12 protein-coding genes, 2 tRNA genes and 1 pseudogene are annotated in these 18,341 nt (G+C 45.3%); 7 read left to right on the top strand and 8 right to left on the bottom strand.

Annotated features, from left to right (window positions below; translation table 11 throughout):
* Positions 1-70: 70 nt before the first annotated feature.
* The 3 genes from AAC052_RS11290 (at position 71) to AAC052_RS11280 (ending at position 2,958) form a co-directional block, all read left to right on the top strand.
* Complete coding sequence (locus AAC052_RS11290) at positions 71-832, top strand: NRDE family protein (protein WP_339813304.1); 762 nt, start codon at positions 71-73, stop codon at positions 830-832.
* Between the two features lie 67 nt (positions 833-899).
* Complete coding sequence (locus AAC052_RS11285; protein ID WP_317488950.1) at positions 900-2,456, top strand: aldehyde dehydrogenase family protein; 1,557 nt, start codon at positions 900-902, stop codon at positions 2,454-2,456.
* 82 nt (positions 2,457-2,538) lie between these two features.
* Positions 2,539-2,958, top strand: coding sequence for a response regulator (locus AAC052_RS11280; protein WP_317488951.1), 420 nt, complete (start codon positions 2,539-2,541; stop codon positions 2,956-2,958).
* Here the strand turns inward: AAC052_RS11280 and AAC052_RS11275 are convergent.
* The 3 genes from AAC052_RS11275 to AAC052_RS11265 all read right to left on the bottom strand — a co-directional run bounded on the left by AAC052_RS11275 (position 2,955) and on the right by AAC052_RS11265 (position 5,277).
* Positions 2,955-4,412, bottom strand: a complete 1,458-nt coding sequence (locus AAC052_RS11275) for a hypothetical protein (protein ID WP_317488952.1) — start codon at positions 4,410-4,412, stop codon at positions 2,955-2,957. The genes AAC052_RS11280 and AAC052_RS11275 overlap by 4 nt on opposite strands.
* 221 nt (positions 4,413-4,633) lie before the next feature.
* A tRNA-Ala gene (locus AAC052_RS11270) sits at positions 4,634-4,707 on the bottom strand.
* Positions 4,708-4,803: 96 nt separating this feature from the next.
* Positions 4,804-5,277: a C40 family peptidase gene (locus tag AAC052_RS11265; protein WP_152001400.1), complete on the bottom strand. Its 474-nt coding sequence runs from the start codon at positions 5,275-5,277 to the stop codon at positions 4,804-4,806.
* Between the two features lie 73 nt (positions 5,278-5,350).
* Between AAC052_RS11265 and asnB the strand changes: the two genes are divergently transcribed.
* On the top strand, positions 5,351-7,252 hold the full coding sequence (gene asnB, locus AAC052_RS11260) for an asparagine synthase (glutamine-hydrolyzing) (protein WP_339813301.1): 1,902 nt from the start codon (positions 5,351-5,353) through the stop codon (positions 7,250-7,252).
* Between the two features lie 7 nt (positions 7,253-7,259).
* On the opposite strand, the gene AAC052_RS11255 is transcribed toward asnB, so the two are convergent.
* Positions 7,260-8,147, bottom strand: coding sequence for a hypothetical protein (locus AAC052_RS11255; protein WP_317488954.1), 888 nt, complete (start codon positions 8,145-8,147; stop codon positions 7,260-7,262).
* Positions 8,148-8,331: 184 nt separating this feature from the next.
* Positions 8,332-11,232 (bottom strand): aminomethyl-transferring glycine dehydrogenase, encoded by a 2,901-nt coding sequence (gcvP, locus tag AAC052_RS11250; protein ID WP_317488955.1) that lies wholly within the window; start codon positions 11,230-11,232, stop codon positions 8,332-8,334.
* 164 nt (positions 11,233-11,396) lie between these two features.
* Here gcvP and AAC052_RS11245 point away from each other — a divergent pair, with 164 nt between their 5' ends.
* The gene (locus AAC052_RS11245; protein WP_339813298.1) at positions 11,397-12,884 is read left to right on the top strand and encodes a M28 family peptidase; all 1,488 of its coding nucleotides are present in this window, start codon (positions 11,397-11,399) and stop codon (positions 12,882-12,884) included.
* 249 nt (positions 12,885-13,133) lie between these two features.
* Here the strand turns inward: AAC052_RS11245 and AAC052_RS11240 are convergent, their stop codons facing one another.
* On the bottom strand, positions 13,134-14,459 hold the full coding sequence (locus AAC052_RS11240) for a DEAD/DEAH box helicase (RefSeq protein WP_339813297.1): 1,326 nt from the start codon (positions 14,457-14,459) through the stop codon (positions 13,134-13,136).
* Between the two features lie 58 nt (positions 14,460-14,517).
* Between AAC052_RS11240 and AAC052_RS11235 the strand changes: the two genes are divergently transcribed.
* Together AAC052_RS11235 and AAC052_RS11230 are read left to right on the top strand one after the other, a co-directional pair.
* Complete coding sequence (locus AAC052_RS11235) at positions 14,518-15,855, top strand: dihydroorotase (RefSeq protein ID WP_339813296.1); 1,338 nt, start codon at positions 14,518-14,520, stop codon at positions 15,853-15,855.
* A 52-nt stretch (positions 15,856-15,907) separates the two neighbouring features.
* Positions 15,908-15,983, top strand: a tRNA-His gene (locus AAC052_RS11230).
* Positions 15,984-16,240: 257 nt separating this feature from the next.
* Here the strand turns inward: AAC052_RS11230 and AAC052_RS11225 are convergent.
* Positions 16,241-17,734, bottom strand: a complete 1,494-nt coding sequence (locus AAC052_RS11225) for a hypothetical protein (protein ID WP_339813293.1) — start codon at positions 17,732-17,734, stop codon at positions 16,241-16,243.
* 82 nt (positions 17,735-17,816) lie between these two features.
* A pseudogene (locus tag AAC052_RS11220) lies at positions 17,817-18,278 on the bottom strand (N-6 DNA methylase); the annotation flags it as partial.
* Positions 18,279-18,341 lie beyond the last annotated feature (63 nt).

Genomic DNA, 18,341 nt, shown 5'->3' with positions numbered 1-18,341 from the left:
TATTTCTCAAATTCATCATTGATTGGAGGAGTTGTTTTAGTATTGTGACTTTGAAAGCAATAACCTTAATATGTGCCTGATCACCTTTGCCTGGAAGCACCACCCCAACTATCAGTTGATTCTTGTTGCCAACAGGGACGAATTTTACGAGCGGCCCACTGCGCCTCTTGGGTATTGGAACGACAACCCCGACATCCTTGGCGGCCGTGACTTGAAAGAAGGGGGTACATGGATGGGCATGCACCGGTCGGGGCGGATGACGGCGATTACCAACCACCGAGATCTGACAAATATCAAAGCCTCGGCCCCGTCGAGAGGGAACCTCACGAAGGACTTTCTTGCTGGCACCCAATCGTCACCGTCGTTTTATGAGGGTGTAATAGGGCGGCTTGATCTTTTCAACGGATTCAACTTGCTGACTCTTGAAAATAATGAGCTATACTATTTCAATAATATTCAGAAGGAACTACTACAGGTAAAGCCTGGTATATATGGGCTTTCCAATGCTTTCCTCGATACACCGTGGCCAAAAGTGCAAAAGGCAAAGCGCTACTTTGAAGCCACTTTGAAAAAGGATCATCCCAGCGCTACCGAAATGATCGAGTGGATGGGCGATGGCGAGCTGGCACCGGATGAGCAGTTACCCGCTACCGGGGTTTCAGCTGACTGGGAAAAACAGCTGTCGGCTATGTGCATTAAGACTGAAAACTATGGCACCTGCTGCACCACAGTCATCACTATTGATCATGGTGGCGGGGTTGAGTACACAGAAAAGACTTATGCCGTGGGAAACAGAAAACCGGGTACTGTTAGAGTGCAGTTTCCTAAGTAGTATTATTTTGAAAACGCTTTAAATGTTAGCAATTTTGCGGCTCCATTAACCCCCTAATAATTATAGAATGGTCACAATTGAAGATACTTACGGAATTGCCGAAGCGATTGAAAAGCTCGGTATTGAAAATAAAAATGCCGGATCCTCAACTGGCAAAAATTGGATTGCCTCTGGTGGAGAGGTGATAGAAAGCTTTTCTCCGGCGGACGGAATGTTGATTGCCTCTGTAGAATCTGCGACGGCAGCTACATATGAGCAGGTGATAAAAAAGGCAGAGGAGGCTTTCAAGAGCTGGAGACTTGTGCCGGCACCTCAGCGTGGAGAAATCATACGGCAAATCGGTGACGAGCTTAGGAAGAATAAAGAGCATCTTGGCAAACTGGTTTCCTACGAAATGGGTAAGTCCTTGCAAGAGGGTTATGGTGAAGTGCAGGAAATGATCGACATCTGCGATTTTGCTGTGGGCCTTTCTCGTCAGCTGTATGGCTTGAGTATGCATTCCGAAAGACCTGGCCACCGCATGTATGAGCAGTGGCACCCCATGGGCATTGTGGGTATCATTTCTGCTTTTAACTTTCCTGTTGCCGTTTGGAGCTGGAACACTATGCTGGCCTGGGTATGCGGCGATGTTTGTGTTTGGAAACCCTCAGAGAAAACACCGATCACGGCGGTAGCCTGCCAGAAGATAGCTGCGAAAGTGTTCGAAAGAAATAATTTGCCAGAAGGCATCAGCGGACTCGTTATCGGCGACTATAAAATTGGTGAGCTTCTCTCCAACGACACCAGAGTGCCATTGGTTTCCGCCACCGGCTCTACCCGCATGGGCAAGAAGGTGAGTGAAGCTGTAGGCAAAAGACTGGGCAGGTCTCTGCTGGAGCTTGGCGGTAATAATGCCATCATTGTTTCGCAGCATGCTAATTTGGACGTGGCAATTATCGCAGCCGTGTTTGGTGCTGTGGGCACCGCAGGGCAAAGGTGCACCACTACCAGAAGGCTTATTGTGCACGACAGTATTTTTGATGAAATGAAGGCTCGGTTGACTAAAGCGTACTCTCAATTGAAAATAGGGAATCCACTGAGTGAGAAAAACCATGTTGGCCCGCTTATAGATAAACTGGCAGTTGAAAATTACCTCAACGCCATTAAGGAAGTAGAAAAAGAAGGAGGCAAAACTATCGTTGCTGGTGGTGTGCTTTCGGGCGCCGGTTATGAATCGGGATGTTATGTGAAGCCCGCCATTTTTGAGGTAGAGAATACTTTCAAGATTGTTCAGCACGAAACCTTCGCTCCAATTTTGTATTTGATCAAATACTCAGGTGATGTAGCTGATGCCATCGCTCTTCAAAATGGTGTGCCTCAGGGCCTTTCTTCTGCAATTCTCACAGATAATCTGCTGGAAGCAGAGCAGTTTTTGTCACAGGCGGGAAGTGATTGTGGCATTGCTAATGTTAACATTGGAACCTCTGGAGCTGAAATTGGGGGAGCCTTTGGTGGGGAGAAAGAAACAGGTGGTGGCAGGGAGTCGGGCTCCGACGCATGGAAAGCATATATGCGCCGTCAGACCAATACAATCAACTACAGCGCAAAGTTACCTTTGGCTCAGGGGATAAAATTTGATCTTTAGCAGTGTATTTTACCAAAAAATTAGTAACATTTGGTGTCGTAGCCCTTTTACCCCAGGCTATGACACCAACTAACAACTTAATATGGCAGTGACTGTAGCCCCCAGATTTAAAGCTGTGATGCTTATTGACGACAATGAGATCGATAATTTGATCAATCAAAAGATGATTGAGGCATCAACCTTATCTGAAAATATTTATGTGCATACCGGTGCCAAGAGCGCCATTGAGTTTTTAAGAAATATAGAAAAGCTTGGTGCGGCAGGACATTCCATTCTCCCTCAAATCATTTTTCTCGACATCGATATGCCACTGATGGACGGGTTCCAATTTTTGGATGAGTTTGAAAAGTTCAGAGTGGAAACCAAGAATATTTGCAATATTGTCATGCTTACTTCGTCAATTAATCCTCAGGACGTCAACAAATCGAAGAAGTACAACTACGTTAAAAAATACATCAATAAACCTCTAACACAGGATACGCTCGAGAAGATAAAGTTCTAAACCACCGACACAGAGCTGAGATCGTTTATGAATTTTTCATCCATTCGAATTAGCGTGGTTGGTGCATAAACTGAAATATTGGAGGAATTGAACTTCCTGACCAACACCGAAATTTTATCTGCCTTCTGTTTTTTTGCTTCGCTGGTAGCGACTTTCAGAATCTTGTTGAAGATAACGACGTGGTCAATGTTTTCCTTGCCCATCAGCCTCACCTGTCTTTGAACACTATTCATCAGCTGGCTGAATAAATCATAGTCGCCCATCATACAGTATTGCAGGGCCAGCACCGATTTGATTTCAAGCTGGGCAAGCGGGTATTTTTTAAGGCTTACCTCGTTAAGGAAGTTGTTGATCCATTTAGCCGCCTCGTCATAGTTGCCGGCATAATAGCAACTCAGCGCCCGGTAAGTGACATAGGTAATATAGGCGGGTACGTTGAGAGGATTTGGTTCATATTCTGAAAACTGAAGCTGGTTCTCTTCTTCCAATGTGTCCTCTATTTTCAGACGGATGCTTCTTCGCAGCTTTGTGATAAGCAGCTGGGAAGAAAAAGTGAACGTGGGATAGTTCATCAGAAGCGTTGCCACTGCATCGTTCACTTCATCGAAAAACTCTTCTGATTTTTTATAAAGCTGATAGTGGGTATAATACTCCAGCTTTAGGTAGTCAAACAAAAGCGATAAGTGGTGGTAGATAGAATCAAGGGTATATACTGAGAAGTAGCTTTCTACTTTTTTGAGAACGTCCTCAATGGCCTCTTCATCCTGGTTAAGTTCACTTTCCTTGTCGTCCACAAAAAGTCTGTGAAAGATATTTACCGCCGACTTGTACACATATAGCCTGTGCGAATCATGAAGAGCACTGACATTGGTAAGCTCCCTGAGCAGGTAACTAAGTCCCAGCTTTGATGTCTCATCTCCCGTCAGGTAGTAGTCGCCATAATTTTTAAAATAGTCTGCCAGAATATCTTCAGCCTTGTCGGTGGCAAGCATAAAGGCCACGTGTTTGTTATAGAGCTGAGAGTAGCTAAACTGCTCTGGCGAGTGCATGTGCAAGCGCTTGAGATATTTGTAAACTACCGTTAGCTCTGACGACAAATCATAGTCTATTAGCTCTTTCTCCAGTTTTTTTAGTGTGGCAAGGGCAATGGCTCGTTTCTTGGTGAACACAACGTCGTTCACGTTGGCTACCTTTTTAAGAATATCAGTACGGGGGTTTTCCATTTGCTCCACCAGATACTCTTCAATTTTCTGGTTGAGTCGTGACCGCAGCGTATAGTACGCATTGGGGTTGACACCCAACTCCTCCATGATCTTGTTGTCGCCAAGGCTTCGTTCTCTAATGCCCTTGAGCAACGAGGCCGATTTTTCGGCCGCACTTTCATTGAGGCTGTTATAAATAGCCTGATAGTCTTTATCGGAGAGTTGTTTGATAATGTTCTTGAGCTTTGCCATCTATTACGTGTTTCTGGAAATTAAAATACCCATTTTTCAATTGTTTAGCTATAAGCTTCAATTTTATTAGCAGTGTAGTCGCTAAAAACTACTAAATGAAGTGAATTCTTGTTCCAAAAAATGAACTGAAGTAATAGCTGGCGTAATTGTGAACACAATTAGAAAGGAAGATGGACAAAAAAAGGAAGACTTGTGCCTTCCTTTTGAGTTAAATATCGAAGTGGAGCATATCGGAGTCGAACCGATGACCTCTTGCATGCCATGCAAGCGCTCTAGCCAGCTGAGCTAATGCCCCATTAAAACACCAAAGAAGAATCGTCGAACCGCAACGAGCTAGCTCACATTGAAGTCTTGAATTGGGGACTGCAAAAATAGGAAAGAAATTGTATTCTCAAAAAGGTCGGCGGGCTTGCACTATCCTTTTCCAATAATAGTCGGATTTTAGGTTCGTTTCCATCACGCCAAGTTTTGTTGAGGCATGAATAAAGCGGATGTCGGTTTTGCCCCTGACGTCAGTCACCATACCAACGTGGGTGATTTTTCTTTTCCTTTTGCCCATGGCAAAGAATATGAGATCGCCCTCTTCCAGGTCATTCAGCGAAACTTTTCGGCCCATTTTGCTTTGTGCATTGGATGTTCTGGGCACCTGGATGCTTGCCGACTCGAACGAACGGAGAATTAGCCCTGAGCAGTCGATGCCGCTCCGGGTGGTGCCACCGTATTTATAAGGTGTTCCAGTGTATGACCTGGCAGATTGAATAATGACGTCGACCTTTTTTGCCCTGGATTTTTTGGAGCCGGCACAGCCCGAGAGAATAAGAATGGAAAAAATGAAAAGAACAAAAGAGGGTCTTAACTTGGACATATTTATCTGACGAATTTTCAGAACCGTTGAATTACTTTAAAATTACACAAACATTTGAAAAGAGGCTCAAATAATGTGCGGGATAACAGGAATTAAGGCATTTAATGAGGTTGGGCGGATCAACATGATTCACCTGGCTGCCGCAACTGAATCGCTCGCCAAAAGAGGGCCAGACAATCAGGGACTCTTTTACGACCATTTTGTCGGGATGGGGCACCGTCGTTTGAGTATTATCGATGTTTCTGAAAGCGCCCACCAGCCGATGTCGGATGCCTCCGGCCGATATCAAATCGTATTTAACGGCGAGATATTTAACTACATGCAGTTGAGGAAGGGCCTGCAGGAAAAGGGAGTGTCGTTCCAAACAGAAAGTGACACCGAAGTGCTTCTTCAGTTGTATATATTATTTGGCAAAAAGGCGCTGAATCATCTCAACGGATTCTTTGCTTTCGCCATATTTGACGCAGCTGACGGTTCGCTATTTATCGCCAGAGACCGCCTGGGGATCAAGCCGCTTTATTACTACTACGACGAGGACAAGCTGATTTTTGCCTCAGAAATGAAGGCCATTATGCGCTATGGTATTCAGAAAGAGCTGTCATTCGAATCGTTGCTTACTTACCTGCAGCTCAATTATATTCCTGCTCCGTTGACGATCCTCAAGGGTGTCCATAAGTTGTCTCCGGGCCACCTGATTGTGAGCAAAAAGAATGAGGTAACGGTTGAACAGTGGTACAAGGTTCCATTCGATGCAAGCAGAGCTGTTGGGCGTCAAAGCTATGCCGACAAGCAAAAGGAGTTGAGAGAGCTTCTCACCAGCGCAGTAAAAAATAGGCTGGTTGCGGACGTTCCCCTTGGCACATTTCTTAGCGGAGGTACCGACTCTTCAATCGTAGCGGGTATTGCCTCGAAGCTGCACCCGGGTATTCATTCATTTTCAATTGGTTACAGAGATGATCCTTTTTTTGATGAAACCGAGTATGCTGAATTGGTTGCTCGTCATTTCAATACACAGCACCATGTTTTCAAGTTGTCGAACGATGACTTACTGAATCATCTGGAGGGGATGATTAGCAATATTGATGAACCGTTTGCGGATTCGTCAGCGCTGCCGGTGTACATACTAAGTGAGGAAACCAGAAAGCACGTAACCGTGGCTCTTTCCGGCGATGGAGCAGACGAGCTCTTTGGGGGCTACAACAAGCACCTGGCCTGGCAAAAAAGCGTTGAGCCGAGTTTTTCGAATGCGCTGGCAAAGGGCCTGCTCCCACTCTGGAAAAGCCTCCCTGCATCAAGATCGTCAGCTTTTGGAAATAAGGTAAGGCAACTAAGTAAGTATGGAGAAGGGCTTAAGCTTTCTGCTGAAGACCGTTATTGGCGGTGGGCCAGCTATATGGCGGAAGGCCGGGCGCTGGACTACCTGAGCCCATCGGCAAAGGAAGAACTTGTTATGGAGACTTACCTTGGAAACAAGGGAGGTTGGTTGCTTCCGCTGCACGGATCCTCTTCACTAAACAGCTTTCTTTTGGCGGACACCCAGCTGGTGTTGCCCGACGACATGCTGACCAAAGTAGACAGGATGTCGATGGCGAATGCGCTGGAGGTAAGAGTACCATTTTTGGACCACAGAGTTGTAGAGTTTGCTTTTGGGCTACCCGAAAGCTTTAAGATTCACAATGGAACCAGGAAAAGAATTTTGCAGGATGCTTTTAAAGGCTTTCTGCCTCAAAAGCTCTATAATCGACCCAAAAAAGGCTTTGAGGTTCCGCTGCTAAAGTGGATGCAAAACGATATGAAGAGCACGCTGGACGGTGTTGTTTTTAATGACGACAAGTTAAACGAGCAGGGAATTTTCAGCGCTCAGCAGTTGGCTTTGCTCAGGCAACAACTGCACAGCAACAACCCTGGCGATGCGCATGCTACCACGTGGGCCCTGTATGTTTTTCAGAAATGGTGGGAGAATTACTTCAAGTAAGAGAGAATCAGGCATCAGTGCCTGCCTGCCAGAAAGCGGGATCTTTTCCCACTTTACGAATAGCCTCCAAAAAGAATTTTGCATCCTCAACATTCCACGATTGTGGTGAGTCGCCCCAAAGAGACCTGAAGCCGTCGATGGTGATATAGTTCCTCCACGCATTTTTCTTCCAGAAGTCGAGCAAGTTGGCGATGGAAGAAATGTAATCTTTGGTGAACATTCCCGTAGGAGCATTGCAAATAAAGCTTTCGAGGAAATAGGAAGGCGTCCTGTTCTCGTCCATATGGCCCATCTGCACCAGCCGGTCTCTGATATTTTTGAAAACCCTCACGGTAGCAAGAAACTGGCCCTGGGAGCCACTTTCTTTTACTGCCTCATAGGAGTTGTGCTGCTTTGGAAAATTGATGATGAGTTCCTTCCCTTTTTTAGGGTAGAATGCCACGCCCAGTTTTTCCACTTCATCTCTTCCATGCTTGATAAACAGTTTGTATTTGAAGCACACGAGCACATTCACAGGGAGGCGATTAGGAGAGCCAATGATATGAATGGCGTTATCTCCATCCTGTACCGACCCTTCGCCAAAAGCATTTTGCATGCTTTCAAGGATGTTTTCTCTGAAGCTTTTGTAGGTGAGGCCTTTTCCCTCAAATGGGTCTTCATTGCTTTTGCTGGAACCTGTTACCGAGGTCAGTTCAATCGCTACGTCAACCGGCGTATTGTACAGAATATTGGTGCCATTGAGGTGAGAGCCATGCAGGTAGTAGGCTACTCTGACAGATTTTGGGAATCTTTTATAGCCAGCCAGGGCGTTCTTAACTACTGCAATTGTTTCATCAAGTTTTTCTGCCTTTATGCGGCTGGACCATTTTTCTAAAAGATCCTTTTGAGACGCCATAATCTTTACTGCGATTAGTATTTCAACAATATGTTACCCTTCAATGAAGGCACTATAAAAAATATGCTTGACATTAACAGGCTAACAAGATTACACAATTTTTAGCTTTTTTCGGCAACTGCTCCTTGTTTTCAATTGACCTGCCAAATGAAAAAAGGGAGCGATTAACTCCCTTTTCTGTTCCTTAGGCTTCTGCCAGTGTTTCCGAAAACTCTGAAATTGGAATGCAGCTGCAGAAAAGGTTTCTATCGCCATAGGCGTTGTCAATCCTGCTCACGCTTGGCCAGAATTTACTGTTTTTCACATATTCAAGAGGGAACACCGCCTTTTCCCTGCTATAAGGCAGCTGCCATACTTCGGCCAGTGCTACTTTCTGGGTGTGTGGCGCATTTTTCAGCACGTTGATCTCACGGTCTGCCAGACCTTTTTCTACTTCCCTCACTTCTTCCCTAATGCTGAGCATTGCATTGCAGAACCTGTCCAGTTCAATAATTGACTCACTCTCTGTTGGTTCAATCATCATGGTGCCGGGCACCGGGAACGACATGGTAGGCGCATGGAAGCCGTAATCCATCAGCCTTTTTGCGAGGTCTTCCACTTCCACTCCAAACTGCTTAAACTCTCTGCAATCCACAATCATTTCGTGAGCGCACCGGCCATTTTTTCCGGTGTAAAGAATTTTGTAATCGCCCTTCAATCGCTCCTTGATATAGTTGGCGTTAAGAATCGCCATTTTCGTCGCATTCGTCAGTCCTTCACTTCCCATCATAGCTATGTAAGCGTACGATATAGTGAGGATGCTGGCGCTGCCGTAGGGAGCAGATGAAATAGACGTAATCGCTTTGTCTCCGCCTGCCTTTACCACCGGGTTGCCGGGAAGGAAGGGAGCCAGGTGAGCCCCAACGCCAATCGGGCCCATGCCGGGGCCGCCGCCGCCGTGAGGGATACAGAATGTTTTGTGGAGGTTGAGATGGCAAACGTCGGCGCCAATGCGTGCCGGACTCGTCAGCCCAACCTGAGCATTCATGTTAGCGCCGTCCATGTACACCTGTCCACCATTTTGATGGATAATGTCGCAGATATCTATGATTTCTTCTTCAAACACACCGTGAGTGGATGGATAGGTCACCATCAGCGCCGACAGATTGTCTTTGTGTTTTTCAGCTTTGGTTTGGAGGTCATTCAGGTCGATATTTCCTTTTTCATCGCAAGCTACGATCACCACCTGCATACCTGCCATTACTGCACTGGCTGGGTTGGTGCCATGTGCTGACGAAGGAATAAGCGCCACGTTGCGGTGGTTGTCGCCTCTGTTCTGATGATAAGCCCTTATTACCATTAAACCGGCATACTCCCCCTGTGCGCCAGAATTTGGCTGCAAAGAAACTGCCGCAAAGCCAGTGATCTCTTTTAACCAGTCCGAAAGCTCGTTTACCAACTGCTGATAGCCTTTTACCTGACTCGCCGGAGCAAATGGATGAATGTTTCCAAATTCGGCCCACGTTACCGGAATCATTTCCGATGTGGCATTGAGCTTCATCGTGCACGAGCCAAGGGAAATCATTGAATGCACCAGAGAAAGATCCTTGTTTTCAAGCCATTTCATGTAGCGAAGCAGCTCGTGCTCCGTGTGGTGCACATTGAAAATCTGGTGGGTAAGATAGTCGCTTTTGCGTTCCAAAGCCGAAGAGAAGCTCACATCCACATTGCTCGACTGGCCCTCAAGATCAAATCCGGAAGTTGATTTGCCTGCTATTTCACTAAAGATGGAGAAAACGACTTTCAGGTCTTCCAACTGAGTAGTTTCGTCCAGCGAGATGCCAACATGATCAGAGGAGAAGTACCTAAGGTTTACCCCCTTGGATTCGGCAAGGGCCTTGATCGCTTCTTTTTTACCTGCCGCCTCTACTTTAAGGGTGTCAAAAAACTCAGCATTCATCTGCTTGAAACCAAGGTGAGCCAGACCAGCATTGAGCAGTCTTGCCAAGCCATTGACTCTTGCAGCGATTTCCTTCAGGCCATGCGGGCCATGATATACGGCGTACATGCCAGCCATAACGGCCAATAGTACCTGCGCTGTGCAAATATTGGAAGTGGCTTTTTCTCTCCTGATGTGCTGCTCTCTTGTTTGCAGCGCCATGCGGTAGGCTTTGTTGCCTTCCTTGTCTACCGACACGCCAATGATTCTGCCAGGTATCTGCCTTTTGTATTCATCTTTCGTAGCAAAAAAAGCCGCATGCGGCCCGCCGTAGCCCATTGGTACGCCAAAGCGCTGGCTGCTCCCGATAACCACATCGGCGCCCATTTCTCCCGGGGATGTCAGAAGCGTGAGGCTCAGGAGGTCTGCGGCTACCGCAATCATCAAATCGTTTTCCTTCGCTGCGGCGATAAAAGATGTCAGGTCTTTCACCTCGCCATTAGCATCCGGATACTGAAGCAAGGCCCCGTAGAATGAAGTGTCGGTAACATCGAACGAAGAAAACGGAGCAACTACCAACTCAATGTTCAATGGTTGGGCCCTTGTAACGAGCAAGTCGATCGTTTGTGGGAAGGTATTTTCATCGATAAAGAATTTATGCGCATCTTTTCTCGATTTTTTCCTTAGCTCATGCAGCATGGTCATGGCTTCGGCCGCTGCGGTACCTTCGTCGAGTAAGGAGGCGTTGGCGATCTCCATGCCTGTCAAATCAGATACCACAGTTTGGAAGTTGATAAGTGCTTCCAAACGTCCCTGGGCGATCTCTGCCTGATAAGGAGTGTAGGCTGTGTACCACCCTGGGTTTTCCAATATATTTCTCTGAATAACGGCAGGCACCACGCAATTATAATACCCCATGCCGATATAGCTCTTGAATACCTTGTTGCCAGCAGCCAGTTGCTTGAATTCGTTCAGGAACTGATACTCATTTCTTGGTGCCGGAAGTTGCAGCGGCCGCTCCAGTCGAATCTTTTTTGGAACCGTCTGGTCTATTAATTCATCAATAGACGACACTCCAACAGTTTGAAGCATTGTGGCCAGCTCTTGATCATCTTTGCCGTGATGGCGACTCTCAAAACTAACCCTTTGGTTAACGTTGATCTTCATTAAGTTACCCTCTGAAAATGTGTAGTGATATGAACCTTATTTCTGACTGCAAAGGTATAATTTAATGTGAAGATATTTTGTTCCGGTTTTCAAATAAAATGTGGAATTGGTATGGAAGGTTTACCCGAAAAGAATAAAATTGCCCCGGGTAACCCAAAGCAATCATGATTCAAAAATTTTCATTATTTGTGCTCGCCCTGGTAATTAGCTTAGCTGCATTTGCCCAGGATAAAAAGGCGATAAAAATCTCGAAGACCATCACCAAAGAAGACCTCTATGCCCGGCTCGAAGTGTTAACTTCCGATAGCCTGGAGGGTAGGGAAACAGCCACCGAAGGTCAGCGAATGGCGGCGGCTTTTATTGCGGCACAGTTTAAGCAATATGGTTTGGTGCCCATCGTGTTTGAGGCTCAGTCGATGTCTTATTTTCAGCGTTTCCCGCTGCAAAAATCTCAATGGACCGATGTTTATGTAAAAGCAGGTGCGACAAAGCTGGAGAACGGAACCGACCTGTTGTATTTTGGTGCTGCCAGCACTTCCAACGAAGTGACCGCCGAGGTGGTTTTTATTGGTGATTTGGCACAAGCCTCAGGCATTGTCAAAAATGGGGCTTTCAAGAATAAAATTGTTGCTGTGAGAAGCCAGGACAGCAGGTCGTGGACATCCATAAGGAGGCAGTTTGCTGAAGCCGACGTCAGGGGCCTCCTGGTATTTGGCGGCGAATCGGATGGTCAATTTAAAACTGTAGTCGGTCGATACAAGAACTATATTACAGCCTCACGTCTAAGCCTTAGTAGTGAGGGAGATAGCAGCAACGAAGGCCCTTTTGTTTTCATTGTTTCGCCCGATGCTGCAAAGGGTGTCTTTGGCCGGTCTATTGAAGAGCTGATGGCGAGTGCTTCGGGCGCAGAGCAACCGATGGCTAGTATCAGCTTTAAGGCAGAAAGAACCACCGAGGAGGTAATAACTGAGAATGTGCTTGGGTTTCTGGAAGGGACTGACAAGAAAGACGAGGTGCTGGTAGTGACGGCCCACTACGACCACCTTGGCAAAAGAGACGATGTTATTTACCATGGTGCAGACGACGACGGATCGGGCACGAGTGCAGTGTTGGAAATAGCCCAGGCTTTTAGCGAAGCGAAAAGGAAAGGCAACGGGCCCAGGAGAAGTATACTGTTCATGACCGTGACAGGTGAGGAAAAAGGCCTTCTCGGGTCGGAGTACTACACGGATCATCCGGTGCTGCCGCTGAGTAAAACCGTTGCCAATTTGAATATTGACATGATAGGCAGGGTAGATGACGCTCATTTGGACAATGAGAATTATATCTATGTGATTGGTTCGGACAAGTTGTCGCAGGATCTTCATCAGCTTTCGGAGAAGGTAAATAAAGACTACACCAACCTTGCGCTGGACTATACTTATAATGACGAGAACGACCCAAACCGGTTCTATTATCGCTCTGACCACTACAACTTCGCAAAGAACAACGTGCCGATTATTTTCTATTTTAATGGTGTGCATGCCGATTACCACCGCCCCACCGACACGATCGAGAAAATTGCGTTCGACAAGATGACCGCTATCACAAAGCTGGTTTTCTTTACGGCCTGGGAAGTGGCTAACAGGGAAGAGCGGATTAAACTAGACTAGCGGAGTCACAAGCAAACGGTGCGAAAAGAATGCAAAAGGCCCTTGAACTTCAGTTCAAGGGCCTTTTTAGTGTGGGCTAGAAACAACTTGAGGGATCGGCAAAGCCACATCCCCCAAGATCTTTTCAACCAGCTATGGAAAGAAAGACTTATCCATCTTTCTGTATCAAATGTATGCTTTTCACTTCAAACAAAAATTTCGATTAGATGAACTACCCAAATTCTTCGATGAATTCTGCCGATATGCAGATCAACGTTTTTTCCTTTTGTTCTTTTTGGGAACGGGCTTCTTAAATTGGCCTTTCGGATGCTTCTTGTCATGGAAGGCACCTTTGAAATCCGGGTCATCTTTTCTCTTCTGATGATCCACTTCCCTGGCCATGTCCTGCTGTTCTTCAAACGGGGTCTCCTCAATGATCAAATCTTTCGGCAAACGGTGTACGGGAATTTGTTTTCGGATAAGCTCCTCTATTTTCCGAAGGTGATATTCCTCGGCAGGGTTAACAAAAGTCCAGGCTGAGCCTGCTTTGTAAATTCGCCCTGTTCGTCCTATCCTGTGCACATAGTCTTCATACAACACTGGCACATCAAAATTGATAACATGGCTTACCATGCTCACGTCGAGGCCTCTTGAGCTCACATCCGTAGCTACCAGGATTTTGCTGTCGCCAGCTTTAAAGGCTTCAAAAGCATTGATTCTGGCATTTTGGTCTTTATTGCCATGGATCACCTTTACAGATGGATTGATTTTCCGGTGTATAAATTTATAAAGGTTGTTGGCAGTGTCTTTTGTTTTGGTGAATATGATGACTTTGTCGATGGCTTCTGTTTGATGCAGAAACCAGTTGAGCATGTGGATCTTCGTCTTGAAGTTAGGGATGAGGTACACCCGCTGTTCAATGGTTTCGAGCGTACTCGACTGAGGGGCCACCTCAACTGTTTGAGGAAACTCCAGAAACTCCTCTGAGAGCTTCACTACTTTTTCGGGCATGGTGGCAGAAAACAACATGTTTTGCCTCTTGACCGGTATAACCTCAAGGATCTTCCTTATCTGCGGCATAAAACCCATGTCCATCATTCGGTCTGCTTCATCCAGCACGAGCGTTTTAATTTGGCGTGGATGGATAGCCTCTGCGTGATAAAGCTCGGTGAACCGACCGGGGGTGGCCACGATCAAGTCCACACCTTTTTTCAACTCTTCAATCTGAAGCTTTGGCCCTTTTCCCCCGTAGAGGCCCACTACCCGTAGGTCGGTATAGGTGGCCAGCTTTCGGGCATTCTCCTCGATTTGCATCACAAGCTCCCGGGTGGGTGCCAGAATGAGCGCTCTCGGGTCGTTGCCTTGGGCATACTTGATTTTCAATAGAATGGGGATCAGGTAGGCCGCTGTTTTGCCGGTGCCGGTTTGCGCTATGCCGAAGAGGTCGTGGCCTGCGTTCGCCACAGGAATAGCCTTGGTCTGAATAGGAGTGGGCGATTTATAACCCAAATCGGCTATAGCATTCAGGAGCTGCTTATTCAGCTTGAACGACTCGAAGCCGGCCGACTCCTCCATAAAATTTTTGTTATCTATCATGCCAGAGCCCCCTGTTTGGGTATATAAATGTAAATTTGCATATCAAATAGTCCATCCTATGAAGACGAAGCTGATTGTAAATGCAAATATAGTGAACGAAGGCAAGGTACGTGCCGCAGATGTGTTGGTGAAGGGCCAGTATATCGAAAAGATAGGTTCGCACTTGACTGATGACGCTGACGAGGTGATAGATGCCGACGGCAAATACCTGTTGCCTGGGGTAATCGATGACCAGGTGCATTTTCGTGAGCCGGGCCTCACACATAAGGCTACCATTTTTACAGAGGCCAGGGCGGCTGTGGCCGGGGGAGTCACATCATTTATGGAAATGCCCAACACAGTGCCCAACGCATTAACTCAGCAGCTGCTTGAGGACAAATATGAAATTGCCCGGCAAACATCTCTTGCCAACTACTCTTTTTTCATGGGAGCCAGCAACGACAACCTGGAGGAGGTATTGAAAACGAATCACAGGAATGTGTGTGGCATCAAGGTGTTTATGGGTTCTTCCACTGGTAATATGTTGGTAGACAATGCGCAGGTGCTGGAAGGGCTTTTTAGCAAGGTAGACATGCTCATAGCAACTCATTGCGAAGACGAAGCCACTATCAGAGCTAACACCGAAATATTCAGGAATAAGTATGGTGAAGATGTGCCGATAGAATGCCACCCTCTCATTCGAAGTGAAAAAGCTTGCTATCTCTCTTCATCCTTGGCAGTGGGGTTGGCAAAGAAGCACGGCACCAAGCTACACATTCTGCATATCTCCACAGGAAAGGAAACGGCGCTGTTCGACAATTCAATTCCTCTGGCAAAAAAAAGGATAACGGCTGAGGCGTGCATCCACCACCTTTGGTTTTCGGATGAAGACTATGCGAGTAAAGGGACACTTATTAAGTGGAACCCGGCCGTGAAAAAGGTAAGCGACAGGGAGCAGATATGGAAAGCTTTGCTGGAAGACAGAATCGATGTGGTGGCTACTGATCATGCGCCCCACACCTGGGAAGAGAAACAAAATAGCTATTTCAAGGCGCCTTCCGGGGGGCCGTTGATTCAACATTCGCTCGTGGCGATGCTTGAAAAGCACCGGGAGGGTAAAATAAGCATGGAGCGGCTGGTGGAAAAAATGTGCCACAACCCAGCTATTTTGTTTCAAATTGAAAAACGGGGCTTTATCAGAGAGGGTTATTTTGCTGATTTGGTGATTGCCGACACCAGCTCAACCTGGATGGTGGAGAAGTCAAATATCCTGGCGAAATGTGGGTGGTCGCCTTTTGAAGGGCAAATCTTTCATTCAAAAATTGACACTGTCCTTGTTTCGGGGCACAGGGCTTATCACAAAGGCCAATTGGATGAAACTAAAAAAGGTGAAAGATTATTATTTACAAGGGACTAAGTGCTTTGCAAAATTGATGAATGCCATTAACTTTGCAGTCCCAAAATTACATGGTGGTTGTAGCTCAGCTGGTTAGAGCGCCTGATTGTGGTTCAGGAGGTCGCCGGTTCGAACCCGGTCTTCCACCCTTGGTTAAAGCAGTTGCATTAATTTGTAACTGCTTTTTTATTTTGCGGTGTGATTACTAGAATCCATTTCCGAGGCCCTATTGTTTCCAAAACATTGCCTTTGTCAGGTATATTGTGACGGGGTATATATAGTAGGAGTTGGACAATATCTAAGTCAACCAACAATTTTGGAAGAACTATGAATTGTTGCCGGCATTGACTGGAATAATGTGAAAGCAGGGTGCCCAAATGAAAAAGCTAGGAGGAGAACCAAGGATTTAGAACTCTTTTATTAAGCTTCTTTCGAAATCAAAGGCGATGTAAGAATACTTGAGGTTGAGCTCCTTCTTAATATGAGAAATGAATGCATTTGTATCGTCATTTGGTTCATTAGGCCCGACAGTAGCAATCCTTATTTCTTTTGAACTTGAAAAGCGATTAGTGTAATCCAACAATTGTCCGATGCTTTCTCTAATACATTTATAGGCGTTTTCAAATGGCTTAATTTCATAGAACCAAATCACATCTTGTTGTTCCATTACTACATCAATTCGACCTTTAAATTCTGATACAAGAGTACCATTCGAATTGTCTGACAAAAACTTAATGAATCGGTTTTGAATCTGACTATGAATTTGCCTGACTACAATACTTGACACGCTCTTTCTTTCATACTCATACTCTGATTTTTCAGGAATTGATTCTTTCAAGGAGCCAATATCTGAGCTCAGAGATGAACGAATATCATCTTCCTCTTCAGCCAATAGGGCATACTTACCAAAAATACTCTTGAAATGCTCGCTGTTGGGCTTTATCCTATGAATTGAATCTGCATAATTGAAACCCAGAAATTTCGTAAATCCAGTTTCCAAAAACTCAACATGAGTTGTATGTCCCAAATTTCCTGGGTCATACTTATAGATTTCAGATTCTTTGGCTATTACCCTCGCATATGCAACGATTTCTAATTTATTGAATTGCCCCTTTGATTTGATGGCAACTATATCCCCTTGCTTAAGCCTCAAGAAGTGTTTAACCTGGCTTTGGACTTTACTTACAATCGGTTCATTTTTACTTCTGTGCTGTTTAACGAATGCATTGATTTCTTGGGACTCAGCATTTTTGATATTCTCAAATGAATGACCCCATAAGTAGCCTATGGCAATACACTCACTTTTTAACATTTCAGGAAAAATATCTACCGTATCATTTTGTGATGTAATATACTTTGAGCCCACAAGATAGTAATTTGGCTGCTCAGCAAAATTGGTGTAAACCCTGTGTGCGAAATCATCGATATGCTCTCCAATTTCTCTATGTCCAAGAATGTATTGCTGAATCAAATAGGTATCAGAATCATTGGTAAAAGTTTCACCCAAACCTGCAGCAATCGCCAATAGGGCAGGCTTGCTATATATGGGTATAAGCTGCTTTTCAGAATAAAGAAAAGCAATTTTCCATTTTACCATTTTATGCAGGTTGACTTTCTCGATCTGATCCCATTTTTTATTTAAAGAGAGCTTTACAACTTCCAATACTGCGCTTTTTATTATATCAAAAGCCTCTTGACTCGACTTGCCTTTTGTTCTATACCAAGCATATTGATCATCGAACTTTATGCTCTTCCCAAATTCTTTCCAATTCTTCGGTTGCCATATACCAAATTTTGTTAGGGGGTTGTTTCCTATTGCTCCAAGGTATTTTGAGCCGAATTCAAGCCAATAACAGAAAGAGTCATGATTACTCAAATCGGCATATTCTTCTAAGGTCATCTTGACCACCCTGCTAAGCGGCCAAGATGTTAGAAATGCTTCTAAACGCTCGTCAAAATGTTTTGGACTTAACTGCACAACACTACGTTAGACTTTCCCGAATAGTCTTAAAGTTCTCCAAGGCACTTTCGATATTGTCAATGATCTCTGTTAACAAAACGTCAGGTTCTGGGAGGTTGTCCATATCAATAAGGCTATCGTCTTTGAGCCAAAAAATATCCATATTGACCTTCTCCCTAGCCAGGATTTCCTTAGAGGAGTATTTCCTCCAACGACCTGCCAGCTTTTGTTCACTCCAGGTTTCTTTTCTCTTTGTGATATCCGTTGGATTATAGCACTCTATGAACTCTTTGAGGTGATCAAAGCTTAAGGGGTTTTTTTTAGGCGTGTGGTGGACATTAGTTCGGTAGTCGTAAAACCAGATTTCTTTGGTTTGAGGCGAATCAGAAGCTTTTTTATTGTCAAAGAACAACACATTGGATTTTACTCCCTGAGCGTAGAAAATCCCTGTTGGAAGCCGTAGAATTGTATGTAAGTTTACACGCTTTAGAAGTTGGTAGTATTACATTAACTGTGTCAGTCTTTAAATATTAAGCTTCAGTCTGTC

The sequence above is a fragment of the uncultured Imperialibacter sp. genome (assembly GCF_963974565.1).
Lineage (GTDB): Bacteria > Bacteroidota > Bacteroidia > Cytophagales > Cyclobacteriaceae > Imperialibacter > Imperialibacter roseus.
This window is presented reverse-complemented; position numbering and strand designations above follow the sequence as displayed.

Coding starts and splice junctions, on each gene's coding strand:
- AAC052_RS11290 (WP_339813304.1), top strand. CDS start 71: ATGTGCCTGATCACCTTTGCCTGGAAGCACCACCCCAACTATCAGTTG.
- AAC052_RS11285 (WP_317488950.1), top strand. CDS start 900: ATGGTCACAATTGAAGATACTTACGGAATTGCCGAAGCGATTGAAAAG.
- AAC052_RS11280 (WP_317488951.1), top strand. CDS start 2,539: ATGGCAGTGACTGTAGCCCCCAGATTTAAAGCTGTGATGCTTATTGAC.
- AAC052_RS11275 (WP_317488952.1), bottom strand. CDS start 4,412: ATGGCAAAGCTCAAGAACATTATCAAACAACTCTCCGATAAAGACTAT.
- AAC052_RS11265 (WP_152001400.1), bottom strand. CDS start 5,277: ATGTCCAAGTTAAGACCCTCTTTTGTTCTTTTCATTTTTTCCATTCTT.
- asnB (WP_339813301.1), top strand. CDS start 5,351: ATGTGCGGGATAACAGGAATTAAGGCATTTAATGAGGTTGGGCGGATC.
- AAC052_RS11255 (WP_317488954.1), bottom strand. CDS start 8,147: ATGGCGTCTCAAAAGGATCTTTTAGAAAAATGGTCCAGCCGCATAAAG.
- gcvP (WP_317488955.1), bottom strand. CDS start 11,232: ATGAAGATCAACGTTAACCAAAGGGTTAGTTTTGAGAGTCGCCATCAC.
- AAC052_RS11245 (WP_339813298.1), top strand. CDS start 11,397: ATGATTCAAAAATTTTCATTATTTGTGCTCGCCCTGGTAATTAGCTTA.
- AAC052_RS11240 (WP_339813297.1), bottom strand. CDS start 14,459: ATGATAGATAACAAAAATTTTATGGAGGAGTCGGCCGGCTTCGAGTCG.
- AAC052_RS11235 (WP_339813296.1), top strand. CDS start 14,518: ATGAAGACGAAGCTGATTGTAAATGCAAATATAGTGAACGAAGGCAAG.
- AAC052_RS11225 (WP_339813293.1), bottom strand. CDS start 17,734: ATGACCTTAGAAGAATATGCCGATTTGAGTAATCATGACTCTTTCTGT.